14 protein-coding genes are annotated in these 16,430 nt (G+C 66.9%); 10 read left to right on the top strand and 4 right to left on the bottom strand.

What is annotated here, in order from left to right; translation table 11 throughout:
• Positions 1 to 7: 7 nt before the first annotated feature.
• From BMW87_RS17720 to BMW87_RS17695, 6 genes are all read left to right on the top strand, one after another.
• Positions 8 to 988, top strand: a complete 981-nt coding sequence (locus BMW87_RS17720; RefSeq protein ID WP_093077720.1) for a 2-hydroxyacid dehydrogenase — start codon at positions 8 to 10, stop codon at positions 986 to 988.
• Between the two features lie 20 nt (positions 989 to 1,008).
• Positions 1,009 to 2,394, top strand: a complete 1,386-nt coding sequence (gene rmuC, locus BMW87_RS17715; protein WP_093077718.1) for a DNA recombination protein RmuC — start codon at positions 1,009 to 1,011, stop codon at positions 2,392 to 2,394.
• A complete protein-coding gene (locus BMW87_RS17710) occupies positions 2,391 to 3,554 on the top strand; it encodes an MFS transporter (protein WP_093077717.1) in 1,164 nt (387 codons plus the stop codon). Before rmuC ends, BMW87_RS17710 begins: the two co-directional genes overlap by 4 nt.
• Positions 3,555 to 3,666: 112 nt before the next feature.
• A complete protein-coding gene (locus BMW87_RS17705; RefSeq protein WP_093077715.1) occupies positions 3,667 to 5,196 on the top strand; it encodes an MFS transporter in 1,530 nt (509 codons plus the stop codon).
• A gap of 83 nt (positions 5,197 to 5,279) precedes the next feature.
• The gene (locus BMW87_RS17700) at positions 5,280 to 5,735 is read left to right on the top strand and encodes a hypothetical protein (protein WP_093077944.1); all 456 of its coding nucleotides are present in this window, start codon (positions 5,280 to 5,282) and stop codon (positions 5,733 to 5,735) included.
• A gap of 8 nt (positions 5,736 to 5,743) precedes the next feature.
• Entirely contained in the window at positions 5,744 to 6,409 is a 666-nt protein-coding gene (locus BMW87_RS17695) for a TetR/AcrR family transcriptional regulator (protein ID WP_093077714.1), read from the top strand.
• A 12-nt stretch (positions 6,410 to 6,421) separates the two neighbouring features.
• Here BMW87_RS17695 and BMW87_RS17690 read toward each other — a convergent pair whose 3' ends face one another.
• The 3 genes from BMW87_RS17690 to earP form a co-directional block, all read right to left on the bottom strand.
• Positions 6,422 to 7,285, bottom strand: a complete 864-nt coding sequence (locus BMW87_RS17690) for an LOG family protein (protein WP_093077712.1) — start codon at positions 7,283 to 7,285, stop codon at positions 6,422 to 6,424.
• A gap of 120 nt (positions 7,286 to 7,405) precedes the next feature.
• Positions 7,406 to 7,960 carry an elongation factor P gene (gene efp, locus BMW87_RS17685; RefSeq protein ID WP_007830687.1) on the bottom strand — a complete coding sequence of 185 codons (555 nt, stop codon included), beginning with the start codon at positions 7,958 to 7,960 and terminating at the stop codon, positions 7,406 to 7,408.
• Between the two features lie 171 nt (positions 7,961 to 8,131).
• Positions 8,132 to 9,220 carry an elongation factor P maturation arginine rhamnosyltransferase EarP gene (gene earP / locus BMW87_RS17680; protein WP_093077710.1) on the bottom strand — a complete coding sequence of 363 codons (1,089 nt, stop codon included), beginning with the start codon at positions 9,218 to 9,220 and terminating at the stop codon, positions 8,132 to 8,134.
• A gap of 86 nt (positions 9,221 to 9,306) precedes the next feature.
• On the opposite strand from earP, the gene BMW87_RS17675 reads away from it, so the two are divergent.
• On the top strand, positions 9,307 to 10,749 hold the full coding sequence (locus BMW87_RS17675) for a M20/M25/M40 family metallo-hydrolase (protein ID WP_093077708.1): 1,443 nt from the start codon (positions 9,307 to 9,309) through the stop codon (positions 10,747 to 10,749).
• Positions 10,750 to 10,770: 21 nt separating this feature from the next.
• On the opposite strand, the gene ggt is transcribed toward BMW87_RS17675, so the two are convergent.
• The gene (gene ggt / locus BMW87_RS17670) at positions 10,771 to 12,813 is read right to left on the bottom strand and encodes a gamma-glutamyltransferase (RefSeq protein WP_093077707.1); all 2,043 of its coding nucleotides are present in this window, start codon (positions 12,811 to 12,813) and stop codon (positions 10,771 to 10,773) included.
• A gap of 142 nt (positions 12,814 to 12,955) precedes the next feature.
• Here ggt and uvrC point away from each other — a divergent pair, with 142 nt between their 5' ends.
• From uvrC to BMW87_RS17655, 3 genes are read left to right on the top strand one after another with little or no spacing between them, the layout of a single operon-like run.
• Complete coding sequence (gene uvrC, locus BMW87_RS17665; protein ID WP_093051205.1) at positions 12,956 to 14,920, top strand: excinuclease ABC subunit UvrC; 1,965 nt, start codon at positions 12,956 to 12,958, stop codon at positions 14,918 to 14,920.
• Between the two features lie 48 nt (positions 14,921 to 14,968).
• Entirely contained in the window at positions 14,969 to 15,535 is a 567-nt protein-coding gene (pgsA, locus tag BMW87_RS17660) for a CDP-diacylglycerol--glycerol-3-phosphate 3-phosphatidyltransferase (protein WP_093051202.1), read from the top strand.
• Positions 15,532 to 16,419, top strand: coding sequence for a DMT family transporter (locus tag BMW87_RS17655; protein ID WP_093051199.1), 888 nt, complete (start codon positions 15,532 to 15,534; stop codon positions 16,417 to 16,419). The genes pgsA and BMW87_RS17655 overlap by 4 nt, the downstream gene beginning before the upstream one ends.
• Positions 16,420 to 16,430 lie beyond the last annotated feature (11 nt).

Genomic DNA, 16,430 nt, shown 5'->3' with positions numbered 1-16,430 from the left:
CAACATCATGAGCAAGCCCAAGATCCTGGTCGCGCGCGCGATCTTTCCCGAGACCATCGAACGCCTGTCGCAGCATTTCGAGGTCGAGTCGAACCAGTCGGACGAGAGCTGGAGCAAGGAACAGCTGATTGCCAGGCTGCAAGGCAAGCAGGGCGCCTTCACCACCGGCAGCGAGCGCATCGACGCCGCCGTGCTCGACGTCTGCCCCGACCTGAAGATCTGCGCCAACATGGCCGTGGGCTACAACAACTTCGACGTCGATGCGATGGCCGCGCACGGCGTGCTCGGCACCAATGCGCCCGACGTGCTGACCGAGACCACCGCTGACTTCGGCTTTGCACTGCTGATGGCCACGGCACGCCGCATCACCGAGAGCGAACACTTCCTGCGCGCGGGCAAGTGGCAGAAGTGGAGCTTCGACATGTTCGCGGGCTCCGACATCCACGGCTCGACGCTGGGCATCATCGGCATGGGCCGCATCGGGCAGGGCATTGCCAAGCGCGGCGCGCACGGCTTCGGCATGAAGGTGATCTATCACAACCGCTCGAAGCTCGACGCGGCGCTCGAAGCCGAATGCAAGGCCAGCTACGTGAGCAAGGAAGAGCTGCTCAAGACGGCCGACCACGTGGTGCTGGTGGTGCCTTACTCGCCGGCCTCGCATCACACCATCGGTGCGGCCGAGATCGCGCTGATGAAGCCGACCGCCACGCTCGTCAACATCGCGCGCGGCGGCATCGTCGACGACGCGGCCCTGGCCGTGGCCCTGCGCGAAAAGCGCATTGCCGCCGCCGGCCTCGACGTGTTCGAGGGCGAGCCCAAGGTGCATCCCGACCTGCTGACCGTGCCCAACGTGGTGCTGACGCCGCACATCGCCAGCGCCACCGTGCCCACGCGCCGCGCCATGGCCGACCTCGCGGCGGACAACCTCATCGCGTACTTCGGCGGCAAGGGGCCGCTGACGCCCGTGACGCCAGTGCCTGGCAAATAGGCAGAGGCGATACCGCAACCTTGGACACTTCACTGGTTCTTATTGCACTGGCCGTACTCGCGGTCATCCAGCTCGTGCTGGTGATCTGGCTGCTGGCCCGCCAGCAGGCCCCGGCCGACCACAGCGACCTGCTGCGCGTGCTGGCCGCGCTGGGCTCGGCCAACGAACGCACCGAGCGCGAGCTGCGCAACGACATCGGCGAAAGCTCGCGCGGTGCGCGGCAGGAAACCGCACAGGCCTTCGCCACCTTCCAGCAGGCGCTGGTGCAGCAGGGCGCCGAGGCCACGCGCACGCAGAACGCGCAACTCGATGCCTTCTCGCTGCAGCTCGCGTCACTGCAGAAGACGCTGGCCGACACGCTCAACACCCAGCTGCAGGGCCTGAGCGAATCGAACGCACGGCGCCTGTCGGAAGTGCGCGAGACGATGGAAACGCAGCTCGCGCAGCTGCAGCAGACCAACGCAGCCAAGCTCGACGAGATGCGCAAGACCGTCGACGAGAAGCTGCAGAGCACGCTCGAAGCGCGCCTTGGCGAAAGCTTCAAGCAGGTGGCCGACCGGCTCGAGCAGGTGCACAAGGGCCTTGGCGAAATGCAGACGCTGGCCGTGGGCGTCGGCAGCCTGCAGCGCGTGCTGACCAACGTGAAGACGCGTGGCATCTTCGGCGAGGTGCAGCTCGAAGCGCTGCTCGAACAGGTGCTCACGCCCGACCAGTACGCCAAGCAGATAGAGACCAAGCCGCGCAGCGGGCAGCGCGTTGACTTCGCGATCCGCTTTCCGGGCCGCGGCGATGACGGCGCGCCGGTGTGGCTGCCCATCGACGCCAAGTTCCCGCGCGACGACTACGAGCGGCTCATCGATGCGCACGAACGAGCCGATGCCGGGGGCGCCGAGCTGGCTGCCAAGGCGCTCGAAGCGCGCATCCGCACCGAGGCCAAGTCGATTGCCGACAACTACCTCGCGGCCCCGCACACCACCGACTTCGCCATCCTCTTCCTGCCCGTCGAAAGCCTCTACGCCGAGGTGCTGCGCCGGCCCGGCCTGATGGATGCGGTGCAGCGCCAGCATCGCGTGACGCTGGCCGGCCCGACCACCTTGCTCGCGATGCTCAACAGCCTGCACATGGGCTTTCGCACCCTGGCGCTGGAGCGGCAGGCGTCCGAGGTCTGGAAGGTGCTGGGCGCGGTGAAGACCGAGTTCGAGCGCTATGGCGAATGGGTCGCGCGCATCAAGGAGCAGGTGGCCAAGGCCTCGGACACGCTCGACAAGGCCGATACGCGCGCCCGGCAGATGCGCCTGGCGCTGCGCAAGGTCGAGGCGCTGCCCGAGGCGCAGGCCCAGGCGCTGCTGCCGCCCACGGCTGGCACTGACGCCGAATCCGACAGCGAGGGCGAAGACACCCCGTGAAAGGCTCCGAACTGTTGCGTGTCATCGGCGCCCAGGTGTGCCTGCACGCCACCATGGCCGGCATGCGGCTCGCCACGCCGCTGCTGGCACTTCAACAGGGGTACAGCGCGCTGGCGGTCGGCGTGCTGATCTCGCTGTTCGCGCTGACCCAGGTTTTTCTCGCCTTGCCGGCAGGGCGTTTTGCCGATCGATACGGCTTCAAGCGGCCGCTGTGGCTGTCTGTCATCGCGGCGGTTGTCGGCGCGGGGCTGGTGGTGATCTTCCCGATCTTTCCGGTGATGTGCGTCGCGGCCCTGCTGACCGGCGGCGCCACGGGAGCGACCGTCATCGCGCTGCAGCGGCACGTGGGGCGCTCGGCCACCGACCCGACACAGCTCAAGCGCGTTTTCAGCTGGCTCGCCATCGCGCCGGCCGTGGCCAATTTCGTGGGGCCGTTCCTGGCCGGCATGCTGATCGACCATGCGGGCCGTGCGCCTGCGGACATGCTCGCGTTCCGCATCTGCTTCGCCGTGATGGCGGCGCTGCCCATCCTCTGCTGGATGCTCGCGCGCGGCGCGCACGAGCCGCCGCCCACCGCCCCGGTGGCGGGCGCCAAGCCGACGCGCGCCTGGGACCTGCTGCGCGAGCCGATGTTCCGCCGCCTGCTGTTCGTGAACTGGTTGCAGTCGTCGAGCTGGGACGTACACGCCTTCGTGCTGCCGGTGCTGGGGCACGACCGGGGCATCAGCGCTTCGGTGATCGGCTCGATCCTGGGCGCCTTCGCCATCGCGGCGGCGGTCATCCGCGTGGTGCTGCCGGTGATTGCGTCGCGGGCATCGGAGCGCAGCGTGATCCTGAGTTCGACGGCGGTCACGGCGATGGTGTTCGCGATCTATCCGCTGCTGGACTCAGCCTGGACCATGGGCATCTGCTCGGTGGTGCTCGGGTTTGCGTTGGGTGCGGTGCAGCCGATGGTGATGAGCATGCTCCACCAGATCACGCCGCACACCCGCCATGGCGAGGCGCTGGGCCTGCGGCTCATGACCATCAATGCGTCGAGCGTGGCAATGCCGATGTTGTTCGGCTCGCTCGGCGCGCTGATCGGCATCGGTGGCGTGTTCTGGGTTGTTGGGGGCGTGGTGGCGATTGGCGCGCGTGCGACCTGGGGTCTCAAGGTCTGACGGGGCGAGGGTGCCAAATCCACGTTTCAAATGCGATTAATTCTCATCTGATTGACAATTTACTGACTTGAAGTCAGTATCGGCGCCTTCTTCAACGACCTTGAAGGCGTCCATGGACTCCCCCATTCAGGCTGCGGCCGACCCGCGCCGCCGTCTCGCGCTGGTTGCCGCGGTGTACCTCGGCAGCTTCATCGCCACGCTCGACGTGAGCATCGTCAACGTCGCGCTGCCCACGTTGCAGCGGGCGCTTTCCACCGACCTCGCCGGATTGCAGTGGGTGATCGACATCTACGCGCTGTGCCTCTCGGCCTTCATGCTGTCGGCGGGGCCGCTGGGCGACCGCTACGGCCGCAAGCGCGCGTGGCTGGCCGGCGTGGCTGTGTTCACCATCGGCTCGGCAATGTGCGCGATGGCCGGCAGCCTGCCGATCCTGCTGGCGGGCAGGGCGGTGCAGGGCGTGGCCGGCGCGCTGATGATTCCAGGCGCGCTGTCGCTGCTGGCGCATGCGTTTCCGGAGCCGGTCGCGCGGGCGCGGGTGATCGGCGGCTGGTCGTCGTTCTCGGCGCTGTCGCTGGTCCTCGGGCCGCTGCTCGGCGGGCTGCTGGTGGACCATGCGGGCTGGCAGAGCATCTTCCTCATCAACATTCCGATCAGGCTGCTCACGGTGGGGCTGGGGCTCTGGGGCATCAAGGAAAGCTCGCATCCCGAGCATGCCGCGCTCGACCCGGTCGGCCAGGTGCTCAGCGTGCTGTGGCTGGGCGCGCTGACCTACGGGCTGATCGCGGCGGGCGAGCATGGCTGGAGTTCGGTGCAGGCCTCGAGCGCACTGGCGGCGGCCGCCATCGGGCTCGCGCTGTTCCTGATGGTGGAGGCGCGCGTGGCGCGGCCATTGCTGCCGCTCGGGTTGTTCCGCGATGCGCGCTTCTCGGTCACCAATTTCGCGTCGTTCGTGCTCGGGTTCTCGGCGTACGCCAGCCTGTTCTTCTTCTCGCTGTTCCTGCAGCAGGTGCAGGGCTGGTCGCCCAGTGACACTGGCTGGCGGCTGGTGCCGCAGTTCGTTGCGACCGGCGTCGTGGCCTCGCAGTTCGGCCGTCTCGCGAAATGTTTCGACGTGCACACGCTGATGGTGGCGGGCTACGGGCTCATCGGCGGCGCGATGCTGCTGCTGACGCTGTTCTCCGCCGACACGTCCTATGCGTTGCTGGCGCTGCTGTTCGTGTTCCTCGGCGCGGGCACCGGCCTTGCCGTGCCGGCCACGAGCACGGCCGTGATGGCGTCGGTGCCGGCACAGCGTTCGGGCATGGCCTCGGCCACGATGAACGCGCTGCGCCAGGCCGGCATGCTGATCGGCATCGCGCTGCTCGGCACGCTGATGAGCACGCGCGCCACCTCGCTGCTTGCCGATGCGCTCGGGCAAGCGGGCCTGGCCAATGCGCGGCAGGTGGCTGCCGAGGCAGTTGGCCGGCATGACCTGGGCGCGCTGGCCTCGCTCGATGCGTCCACCGCGCACAGCCTCCTGGCCAGCGCACTGGCTGGGGGCTTCCACGCCGCCGTGGCTTGCGCCGGCATTGCCGGCCTGCTGGCGGCGGGGCTGCTCGTGAGCGTGCGGCCCCGTGCCGCCGCATTGCCCGCGCGCGCCTGAGGCTTCGTCCAGCCATGCCCGCCGCATACGTGCCGGTGCGCTTTCGTGCGCGTCTTCGTTCGATTTTTCCCAAGGAGCTTTTCATGACCCATCACGAACTCAGCCAATGGCCCCTCGTCATCAGCGTCTCGGCCGGGCTTCAGACACTCGAAGGCATGCAGGCCTTCACCGAGGACTGGAACCGCTGGCTCGACCGCGGCGAACCCTTCGCCTCTCTGCGCGTGTTCGCCGACGCCGATGCGCTGGTCCACCCCGAAGGCAGCGCGCAGAGCGCCAGGCAATGGCTGCAGGAGCGCGGCGCCGACATCCGCAGCCATATGATGGGCATGGCGAGCGTGGTGCCCGCCGACCAGTACGAGAAAATGCGCAAGATGAATGTCGAGAAACTCTTCGGCGTGCCCGCCAGCATCTTTGCCGACGCCGACGACGCACTGGTGTGGCTCGGCGAGCGCGTAATGGCGCCGCGCGGCCTGCCTTTCGATCTGGCGGCTGTGCGTGCGGTGATCCGCTCGGCCCGCCTGGCGGCAGCCGTTTCCTGAGGCAGCCGATGGTCAAGAGCAGCGACACCGTCACGATTCCCGCATCTCCCGAGGGAGAGGCCGCGCCACGCCGCCGCACCAAGGCACCCGAAACGCGCGCCGCCGCGTTGATGGACGCCGCCGAGCGCCTCTTCATCGCGAAGGGCATCGCCACCACCAGCATCGACGACATCGCGGCCGGCGCGCAGGTGGCCAAAGGCACCTTCTATCTGTACTTCCCGTCGAAGGAGGCGATGCTCGGCGCATTGCAGCAGCGCTTTGTCGACACCTTCTGCGCGCGGCTGCAGGAGGCCATGGACCGCCATCGGCCCGACAACTACCACGAGCGCCTGAAGGCCTGGGTCGAAACGGGGCTCGAAACCTATCTGGACAACGTCGCCTTGCACGACGTGGTGTTCCACGAGTACCGGCCCGAAGACCGCCGCATGCGCAACGACAACGCGGTCATCACGCAACTGGTCGGGCTGCTGAAGCAGGGCGATGCCGCCGGCTTCTGGGACGTGGAGGACGCGACCCTCACGGCCGTGATCCTCTTCAATGCGCTGCACGGCGTGGCCGACGACGCGGTGGCGGTGGGGCAGACCGGCGAGGCGGAGCGCAAGCGCCGCGCGCGCACGCTCACGAGATTCCTCGAGCAGGCGCTGCATCCGGCCGAGGATGACAGCGCCGACTGAATCAGACGCAACTCAGAGCTTGTAGAAGCGCTTGATTGCGCTCCACGCGTCTTCCGGCGCGTCGACGTACTCGAAGAGCTTCACGTCGCCCGGCGAGATCACGCCCTCTTCGACCAGGAAGTCGAAGTCGATCAGCCGCTTCCAGTAGTCCGAGCCGAACAGCACGATTGGCACCGGCTTCGACTTCTTCGTCTGCACCAGCGTGATCACCTCGAAGAGCTCGTCGAGCGTGCCGAAGCCGCCCGGGAACGCCACCAGCGCCTTCGCACGCATCATGAAATGCATCTTGCGGATGGCGAAATAGTGGAACTTGAAGCTCAGCGCCGGCGTGACGTACGGGTTGGCTTCTTCTTCCATCGGCAGCGCGATGGCCAGGCCGACGGAGAGGCCGCCGCCCTCGTGCGCGCCGCGGTTGGCCGCCTGCATGATGCCGGGGCCGCCGCCGGTGCAGATGAAGAGCTTGTCCTGCGGCTCCTTGTCGTTGCTGTACTGGGCGACCAGCTTGCCGAAGGCGCGCGCCTTCTCGTAGTAGTGCGAGTTGCGCGCGAGCCGGCGCCAGCGCTCGGACGCTGCTGCGTCACCGCTGGCATCGGCCTGGGCGATCATGGCGGCGGCGTCTTCCTCGCTGCGAAAGCGGGCGCTGCCGAACACCACCACGGTGTTCTCGATGCCATGGGCGCGCTGCTCGATGTCGGGCTTCATCAGCTCGAGCTGCATGCGGATGCCGCGCGTCTCGCGGCGCAGCAGGAATTCAGGGTCGGCGAAGGCGATGCGCGAGGGATCGGGGTCGAGCGGCAGGCCCTGGTCGGCATGGGACCGGAGCGTGGCCCAGGCATCGGCCAGGCGTTTGTCGTGAATGTTGTGCGTGTTGTTCATGGGGAAACCAGACAGAAGTACCTTGGAGATTGTGCAGCGTTGCAACCACCATGCCCACCAAACAAAAAAGGCTCCTTTCGGAGCCTTTTTCGAGGGTGTGGTCAGCGGTGAAGCCGAGACTCAGACGCGCTTGCGGTATTCGCCGGTGCGCGTGTCGATTTCGATCTTGTCGCCTTGCGAGACGAAGAGGGGAACCGGCACTTCGAAGCCGGTGGCGATCTTGGCGGGCTTGAGCACCTTGCCCGAGGTATCGCCCTTGACGGCGGGTTCGGTCCAGGTGATTTCTCGCTCGACGCTGGTCGGCAGTTCGACCGAGATGGCCTTGCCGTCGTAGAACACCACTTCGACAGCCATGCCGTCTTCGAGGTAGTTCAGGGCGTCGCCCATGTTTTCGGCTTCGACTTCGTACTGGTTGTAGTCGGCGTCCATGCAGACGTACATCGGGTCGGCGAAGTAGGAGTAGGTGCAATCCTTCTTCTCGAGCACGATCTGGTCGATCTTGTCGTCGGCCTTGAAAACCACTTCGGTGTTGAAGTTGGCGATCAGGCTCTTCATCTTCATGCGCACGGTGGCGGAGTTGCGGCCGCCGCGGCTGTATTCGGTCTTGAGGACAACCATCGGGTCCTTGCCGTGCATGATGACGTTGCCGGCGCGGATTTCTTGAGCGATTTTCATAACAGGGTCTCTGGATGTTGGCCGCTCGGTGCACGGGGCCATCGGCGACCGTCTCGATTATTTGGACGTTTGCCGCTATGTCTGGCCCCGCGGTACAGGTCCCGCGGCAGGTTTAGCGGAGAGCATCTCGGATCGATGAGATCCGGGCCGAAATCCGCAAAGCCCACTATTTTAGCTTTTTTGGGCGATCAGTTTCCGCAGTTGCGTGACCAGATCATCCTGCGCTAGCAGCCGCGTGCGGGCATCCAGGGCCGTTTCGCGCCACGGGCCCTGCGTTTCCGGTGCGGGCAGGGCGCTGTCGCCGAAGCCGTTCCAGGCGTGGTGAAAAAGCCGCAGCGAGGGCGGGGCGCCGAGCCAGTCCAGCCAGGCATTCAGCTTGACGTGGTGGGCATCGTCGTCCTGCGGGTAGATCTGCCAGACCAGCGGCGCGCCGGCCCAGAGGGCGCGCACCAGCGAATCTTCGCCGCGAACGAAGTTCAGGTCGCAGGCCCACAGCAGGTGGTCGAAATCGGGTTGCGTGAGGTGGGGAAGGTATGAAATTGATAGCGCACCGCGCCCGTGGGGCAATGGGGTGCTCGCAAAGCATGCCTGGACTGCCCGCGTGGCACGGCCCGCCGTCACCAGCAGGCGCGTGGGCTCTGGGCCTTCCGCCAGCCGGGCCAGCAGGGCGGCCAGCGCGGGCGGCTCGTAGCAGAAGAGCGACACCAGCCGCTCGTGGTTCTGCCACGGGATCTGCTGTGCAGCCAGCCACTGCGTGCGGTCGAAACGCGCCCGGCGTTCCATCAGATGGGGTTCCCGTAGCAGTCCTCCCGTAGCGGGGGTGAAGCCTGGATAGAAGAAGCGCTTCGTCAACCCGGCGCCAGGGCCCTTGAACACCGGCGAAGGCAGCCCGTGAAGCCGTTCCACATACGGCTCGGCCGACAGGTATTCGAGGTTGATCCATGCAAGGCCCGGCCCTTCGGCAAAGCGGGCGATCAGTTCCGGCGCCGGCTCGCAGCCGAAGGCTTCGATCAGCACATCGGGCGCCGGCCCTGCCACGGCCGCCTGAAGTGCGGCGGGATCGAGCCAGTCGATCACCTCCACGCCGTCACGGCCGGTGCGAGCCTTGGGCGCCATCCAGAGCAGAGCCGATGCGTCGTCGACCCACAGCCGCGCGCGTTCACCAATCGCTGCCAGCTGGCAGGCCAGCCTCCAGCAGACGCCGAGGTCGCCATGGTTGTCGATGACCTTGCAGAAGATGTCCCATTGCCTGGATTGCATGGCCGCGAGTGTGCCTGTCTTCGACTGCCGGGCCGCTGGCCGTGCTTGCTATGCTGACGGCACAACCACCACTGGAGAGAGAACCCATGAGGATGCAGACCCGTCGCCGCTCGCCCCTGTCCTTTCGTTCCGCGAGAACCGTGCTCGCCCTGTCGCTGGCCTTGTGCGGCATGGCCGGTGCGTCGGCCCAGACTTCGGCTCCTGCGCTCACACCGCAGCAGCAGCGCTTTCACGACATCTACAAAGAGCTGATCGAGATCAACACCACCCATTCGGTGGGCGACAACACCGTGGCGGCGCGCGCCATGGAAAAGCGTCTGGTCGATGCTGGCTTCGCGCCCGGCGACGTCCAGATCTTCGAACCCTTCCCGAAGAAGGGCAACCTGGTGCTGCGCTTCAAGGGCGACGGCAGCAAGAAGCCGCTGCTGTTGCTGGCCCACATCGACGTGGTCGAGGCCCGCCGCGAAGACTGGAAGACCGACCCCTTCAAGCTGCAGGAAACCGGCGGCTACTTCACCGCCCGCGGCGCCATCGACGACAAGGCGATGGCTGCGGCACTGGTCTCCGTGGTGGGGCAACTGAAGCAGGAGGGCTTCAAGCCCAAGCGCGACATCATCCTCGCGCTGACTGCCGACGAAGAGCGCGGCGATGCGCTCAGCAACGGCGCCTTCTGGCTCATCAACAACAAGCCCGAGCTGCTGCAGGCGGAATTCGGCATCAACGAAGGCGGAGGCGGCGAGCTGCGCGGCGGCAAGCCGAACCTGCACCGCATGCAGGTGGCCGAGAAGATGTACACCACCTACATGCTGGAGGCGCGCGACGTGGGCGGCCACAGCTCGGTGCCGACGAAGAACAACCCGATCTATGCGCTCGCAGCGGGCCTGGAGCGCCTGGGCAATTTCAGCTTTCCGGTGAAGCTTGCGGACGTCACCAAGACCTACTTCGCGCGCAGCGCACCGTTCGCCACCGGCCAGCTGGCCGACGACATGCGCGCGGTGGGCAACGGCAATCCCGATCCCGCAGTCATCGAGCGCATGTCGGCCAACCCGGCCTACAGCGCACAGTTCCGAACCACCTGCGTCGCGACGATGGTGCAGGCCGGCCACGCGGAGAACGCGCTGCCGCAATCGGCCAAGGCCACGGTCAACTGCCGCATCCTGCCGCACGACGACCCCGAGGAAGTGGAGCGCCTGCTGACCCAGGCCATCGGCAACGACAAGATCGTGGTGCGCAACCTGGGCAAGCCGCTGCGCAGCCCGGCGTCGCCGCTGAACGGCGACCTCGTGAAGACGGTGGAGTCGATCACGCAGCAGATGTGGCCTGGTGTGCCAGTGGTGCCCGCCATGAGCACCGGCGCCACCGACAGCCGCTTCATGCGCAACGCGGGCATCCCGATGTACGGCGTGACCGGCATGTTCCTGGAGCCGGCCGATGCGCGGGCGCACGGACTCGACGAGCGCATCGAGATCCAGCGGCTGTACGACGGCCGCGAGTTCCTGTATCGGCTGGTCAGCGAACTCGCGAAGTAGTAAGCGGCGCCTTCAAGACCCTCAGGGCGTGAAGGTATCGCCCAGCACGATGCCTTCGCGCCGCGGGTCGGCGCCGCCGGTCAGCACCGTCTTGCCACCGACGCTGGTGCGGATGACGGTGCTCACGCCGCTGGACTGCGCCGATACAGACACCTTGTGACCGAGCCCGATCAGGCCGGCGACCAGCGGATCGTTGAGGCCCGAGTTCGTCGCGTCGATGTTCGGATGCTCACCGCCGACGTTGGTGGTCGCGCTGTTGGAGGCGCCGAAGTCGACCAGTGAGGTGGCCTGCTGTGCGTCGAGCCCCCAGTCGAGCGCACCGACCACCGTCTTCACGACGAACTGGATGATGGTGCCGCCGCCGGGCGAGCCGGTGCCCATGACGAATTCGCCCATGCTTCCGTCGCTCTGCTTCTTGAACACCAGCGTCGGCGCCATCGTGCTGCGCGGGCGCTTGCCGGGCGCGACGCGGTTGGCCACCTTGATGCTGGGGTCGACCGTGTCGTTCGGATTGGCCGAGAAGTCGGTGAGCTGGTTGTTCAGCATGAAGCCCTGCGTCATGTGGAACGAGCCCAGCGTGCTTTCCACCGTGGTGGTCATCGAGACCACGTTGCCCTGCTTGTCGACGATGGTGAAGTGCGTGGTGCCGTGCTCCTCGGTCTTGTCGATGCCCAGCGGCACCGCGCCCAGGTTGCCGGCCTGCGCGACGCCCATGCTCTTCGTCAGGCTGATGAGGCTGGCGCGGCTCTGCAGGTAGGGCTTGTTGATCATCGTGTCGACCGAGCCGCCGGGCAGCGGGACGAAGTCGGTGTCGGCCACGTACTTGTCGCGGTCGGCGTAGGCCAGGCGCTCGGCCTCGCTCACCAGGTGCACGCCCATCACGGTCGGCTTGCCGCCTTCGATGTCGATGGCGGTCGGCTTGTACAGGCCCATGTTGAAGGTCTCGAGAATGCCCAGGCTCGCCACCACCGCGATGCCGCCCGAGGACGGCGGCGACATGCTGCACACGTAGTAGTCGCGGTAGGTGCCGCAGACCGGGTCGCGCCGCTTGGCCTTGTAGTTGGCCAGGTCGGTCAGCGTGGTCATGCCGGGTGTGATGGCCGAGCCGTCGTTCGCGGCGGTGGTGATGCCGATCTTGTCGACGATGCCCTTGGCGACGTCGCCCGTGTAGAAGGCGTTGGCGCCCTGCGTGGCGATGGTGGTCAGCGTCTTCGCGTAGGCCGGGTTCTGCAGCCGCGTGCCCAGCGCCTTCGGCGTGCCGTCGGCGTTGAAGAAGTAGGCCGTGGCTTCGGCGTCGCGCTTCAGGCTGGTGGCCGACGACGAGATGGCGGCGGCCATGCGTCCGCCGATCAGGAAGCCGTCGGAGGCCAGCGTGATGCCGTAGCCGAAGAGGTCTTTCCACGGCAGCTTGCCGTGATCCTGGTAGGCGAGATCGAGCATGCGCACTGCGCCGGGCGTGCCGATGGAGCGGCCGCTGGCGCGCGCGCCGCCGGGCAGAGGCGGCGTGGTGTCGGCACCGGTCGGGTCGATGTAGCGCAGGTAGTTCTCGTTGGCGGCGGCAGGCGCGGTTTCGCGGCCGTCGTAGGCCTGCACTTTCTTGGTCGCGGCGTCGTAATAGAGCATGAAGGCGCCGCCGCCCAGGCCGCTGGATTGCGGCTCGACCAGGCCCAGCACGGCCTGCACGGCCACTGCCGCATCGACGGCGCTGCCGCCGGCCTTCAGCACGTCGCAGCCGGCGCGGGTGGCGAGCGGATGGTTGGCCACCACCATGTAAGTCTTGGCATACACCAGCTTGTGGCCCGGCGCATAGCCCGACGCCGCCTCGGGTGCAGCCGGGTCGCCTGCGTCGCCCGAGCCGACCACCACGGATGAATTGCCTGTCGAGGTGAGGCAGCCGTTGTCGGGCGCGGGCGGCTGGTTGGCCGCGTTGATCGCGGCGATGGTTGCAAGAATCGTTGCCGTGTCTTGGGCGTCGTTTCTGGAGGCGCCACCACAGCCCGCCAGGCCCAGCGAGAGGGCGATGGGCGAGAGCGCCCACCAGACGCGTCTGTTGTTTTTGTTCATGTGGATTTCCCGGGTAGGTATGTTGAAAAACCACGGGCGCTCCTCGCGCCCGTAGCCATCTTCAGCACATTCCATTCCAGCAACGTCGGGGTTTGCGCGCAGGCGGGCGCCGCACCGCGTGCCGCGCGCCACAATAGCCGCCATGTCAGACGTGCATTCCGATCAATTGCTAAGCGAAGTCGCGGCCCTGCCGCAGCTGCCCGGCGTCTACCGCTATTTCGATGCGGCGGGCGCGGTGCTCTACGTGGGCAAGGCGCGCAACCTCAAGAAGCGGGTTGCCAACTACTTCCAGAAGAGCCACGGCGGCACCCGCATCGGCCACATGATCTCGAAGATCGTGCGCATGGAAACCACGGTGGTGCGCTCCGAGGCCGAGGCGCTGCTGCTCGAAAACAACCTGATCAAGACGCTCAAGCCGCGCTACAACATCCTGTTTCGCGACGACAAGAGCTATCCCTATCTCAAGATCGCGTCGCACCAGTTCCCCCGGCTGGCCTACTACCGCGGCGCGGTCGACAAGAAGCACCGGTACTTCGGTCCCTACCCGACCGCCTGGGCGGTGAAGGAATCAATCCAGCTGCTGCAGAAGGTGTTTCGCCTGCGCACCTGCGAGGACACCGTGTATGCCAACCGCACGCGGCCTTGCCTGCTGTACCAGATCAAGCGCTGCAGCGGGCCGTGCGTCGGCTATATCGCGCCCGAGGCCTATGCGCAGGACGTGGCCAGCGCCGAAGCCTTCCTGATGGGCGACACGCAACTCGTGCTCTCGAAGCTCGAACAGCGCATGACGGCGCATGCCGAGAAGCTCGAGTTCGAGCAGGCGGCCGAACTGCGCAACCAGATGTCGGCCATCTCGCGCGTGCTGCACCAGCAGTCGATCGAGATCGCGTCCGACAAGGACGTGGACATCCTGGCTGTGAAGGTGCAGGGCGGCAAGGCCTGCGTGAACCTCGCGATGGTGCGCGGCGGCCGGCACCTGGGCGACCGGCCATACTTTCCCGTGCACGTGGAAGACGCGGCGCAGATCCATCATGGCGAACTTGACGACGATGGAGACGATGCGCCGCCCGTTGCCGCCGACCCGATCGAAGTGCAGGTGCTCGAGGCCTTCATCGCGCAGCACTACATCGACGTGCCTGTGCCTGCCACGCTGGTGTTGAGCGAGCAGGTGAGCCGCGAGCTGATCGAGGCGATTTCGCAGCAGGCCGGCGCGCGCGTGACGGCGGTGTTCCAGCCGCACGAGCAGCGCCGGCACTGGCTGGAAATGGCCGAGACCAATGCCAAGCTGCAGCTGGCCCGGCTGCTGGCCGAAGAGGGCTCGCAGCAGGCGCGCACGCGCGCGCTGGTCGATGCGCTCGAATTGGCATCGGACGACCTCGACAACTTCCGCGTCGAATGCTTCGACATCTCGCACACCGCGGGCGAGGCGACGCAGGCCTCGTGCGTGGTGTTCGAGCACCACACCATGCAGAACCGCGAGTACCGCCGCTACAACATCGAAGGCATCACGCCTGGCGACGACTATGCGGCCATGCGTCAGGTGCTGCATCGTCGCTACGGCAAGCTGGCAGAGGCCATGGCAGCCGAGACCGATGCCTTGCCTCCGGGTGACGCCGAAAGCGACGACACAGACGCGCCGCCGAAGCCCCGGACCGCACGCATGCCCGACCTGGTGCTGGTGGACGGCGGCAAGGGGCAGGTGTCGATGGCGCGCGAAGTGTTTGGCGAGCTGGGTCTGCCGCTGTCGCTGATCGTTGGGGTCGAGAAGGGCGAAGGCCGCAAGGTCGGACTCGAAGAACTCGTGTTCGCCGACGGCCGCGAGAAGGTCTACCTGGGCAAGGACTCGGCCGCGTTGATGCTGGTGGCCCAGATCCGCGACGAGGCGCACCGCTTCGCCATCACCGGCATGCGGGCCAAGCGCGCCAAGGTGCGGGTGGGCGGCAGCCAGCTCGAAGACATTCCGGGCATCGGGCCGAAGCGGCGTGCGCGGCTGCTGCAGCGCTTTGGCGGCATCCGCGGCGTGGCTGCGGCAAGCGTGGAAGACATCGCGTCGGTCGAGGGCATTGCCTCCGACCTGGCGGAGGAAATCTACAAGGCGTTGCATTGAGGACGTGACCCCCGAAGGGGGTTACTTCCGCCATGACACAATCAAGCGATGTTCTGGACACTACCGACCATCATGACCTGGACGCGCATCGTCGCGATCCCTTTGATCGTCGGTGTGTTCTACCTGCCGATGGCCGAGCCGATGCGCAACCTGATCGCCACGGTCATGTTCATCGTCTTCGCGGCAACCGACTGGCTCGACGGCTTCCTGGCACGCCGGCTCAATCAGACCTCGGCCTTCGGGGCCTTTCTCGATCCGGTGGCCGACAAGTTCCTGGTGTGTGCCTCGCTGCTGGTGCTGGTGCACCTGAACCGGGCCGACGTGTTCGTGGCGCTGATCATCATCGGCCGCGAGATCGCCATCTCGGCGCTTCGCGAATGGATGGCGCAGATCGGCGCCAGCAAGAGCGTGGCGGTCCACATGATCGGCAAGGTCAAGACGACCGTGCAGATGATCGCCATTCCGTTCCTGCTCTATGACGGGCGCCTGTTCAAGGTGATCGACACCGGCGTCTGGGGCCAGTGGCTGATCTGGATCTCGGCCGTGCTCACCATCTGGTCGATGGTGTACTACCTGCAGAAGGCCATTCCGGAAATCCGGGCCCGCACCAAATGACCTCGGCGGCCACGGCCCCCGGCGGGGGCTGGCTGCGGGCGATGCCGGCGGTCTTCGTGCTGATCTGGAGCACGGGCTTCATCGTCGCGCGCTACGGCATGCCGTATGCGCCACCCCTCAAGTTCCTGGCCGTGCGCTTCGCCTTGTCGCTGGTGTGCTTCGGCGTGTGGGTCGCGCTGGCGCGGGTCGAGTGGCCGAGGCAGCGCGCGCAGTGGGGGCACCTGGCGGTCACGGGCATCCTGATGCAGGCGGGCTACCTGGGCGGCGTGTGGGCCGCGGTGCATGCCGGCATGGGCGCGGGGCTGGTGGCATTGCTGGTCGGCATCCAGCCGGTGCTGACGGCGGTGTGGATGTCGTTCAACGGCGGGCGCATCTCGGGCCGGCAGTGGGCCGGGCTCGTGCTGGGCTTTGCGGGGCTGGTGCTCGTGGTGTCGCGCAAGTTCGGGCAGGGCGCCGAGGTCAATGCGCTGACGATGACACTGGTGGTGATGGCGCTGCTGTGTATCACAGCGGGCACGCTCTATCAGAAGCGTTTCGTCGCGCCCTGTGACGTGCGCAGTGCCAGCGCCGTGCAGATGGCGGCGGCGCTGCTGGTCACGCTGCCGTTCGCTGCGCTGGAGTCTCAAGGCATCGAATGGAACGCGTACTCGGGCGGCGCGATGGCGTGGTCGGTGCTGGCGCTGTCGCTGGGCGGCAGTTCGCTGCTCTACATGCTGATCCAGCGCGGCACGGCGACGGCCGTCACGAGCCTGCTGTACCTGGTGCCGCCCTGCACGGCGGTGATGGCATGGCTGCTGTTCTCCGAGCCGATCACGCTGGTGACAGTGCTGGGCATTGCGCTCACCGCGGTGGGTGTGAGTCTCGTGGTGCGCAGCGGGCGCTGAGCGGCCGGTTT

This window comes from Variovorax sp. OV084 (assembly GCF_900111625.1).
Classification (GTDB): Bacteria; Pseudomonadota; Gammaproteobacteria; order Burkholderiales; family Burkholderiaceae_C; genus Variovorax.
This window is presented reverse-complemented; position numbering and strand designations above follow the sequence as displayed.

Excerpts from the sequence above, each read along its gene's own strand:
- BMW87_RS17700 (WP_093077944.1), top strand. The coding sequence starts at position 5,280 with ATGACCCATCACGAACTCAGCCAATGGCCCCTCGTCATCAGCGTCTCG.
- ggt (WP_093077707.1), bottom strand. The coding sequence starts at position 12,813 with ATGAACAAAAACAACAGACGCGTCTGGTGGGCGCTCTCGCCCATCGCC.
- earP (WP_093077710.1), bottom strand. The coding sequence starts at position 9,220 with ATGCAATCCAGGCAATGGGACATCTTCTGCAAGGTCATCGACAACCAT.
- pgsA (WP_093051202.1), top strand. The coding sequence starts at position 14,969 with ATGTTCTGGACACTACCGACCATCATGACCTGGACGCGCATCGTCGCG.
- efp (WP_007830687.1), bottom strand. The coding sequence starts at position 7,960 with ATGAAAATCGCTCAAGAAATCCGCGCCGGCAACGTCATCATGCACGGC.
- BMW87_RS17655 (WP_093051199.1), top strand. The coding sequence starts at position 15,532 with ATGACCTCGGCGGCCACGGCCCCCGGCGGGGGCTGGCTGCGGGCGATG.
- BMW87_RS17720 (WP_093077720.1), top strand. The coding sequence starts at position 8 with ATGAGCAAGCCCAAGATCCTGGTCGCGCGCGCGATCTTTCCCGAGACC.
- BMW87_RS17675 (WP_093077708.1), top strand. The coding sequence starts at position 9,307 with ATGAGGATGCAGACCCGTCGCCGCTCGCCCCTGTCCTTTCGTTCCGCG.
- BMW87_RS17705 (WP_093077715.1), top strand. The coding sequence starts at position 3,667 with ATGGACTCCCCCATTCAGGCTGCGGCCGACCCGCGCCGCCGTCTCGCG.
- BMW87_RS17690 (WP_093077712.1), bottom strand. The coding sequence starts at position 7,285 with ATGAACAACACGCACAACATTCACGACAAACGCCTGGCCGATGCCTGG.
- uvrC (WP_093051205.1), top strand. The coding sequence starts at position 12,956 with ATGTCAGACGTGCATTCCGATCAATTGCTAAGCGAAGTCGCGGCCCTG.
- BMW87_RS17695 (WP_093077714.1), top strand. The coding sequence starts at position 5,744 with ATGGTCAAGAGCAGCGACACCGTCACGATTCCCGCATCTCCCGAGGGA.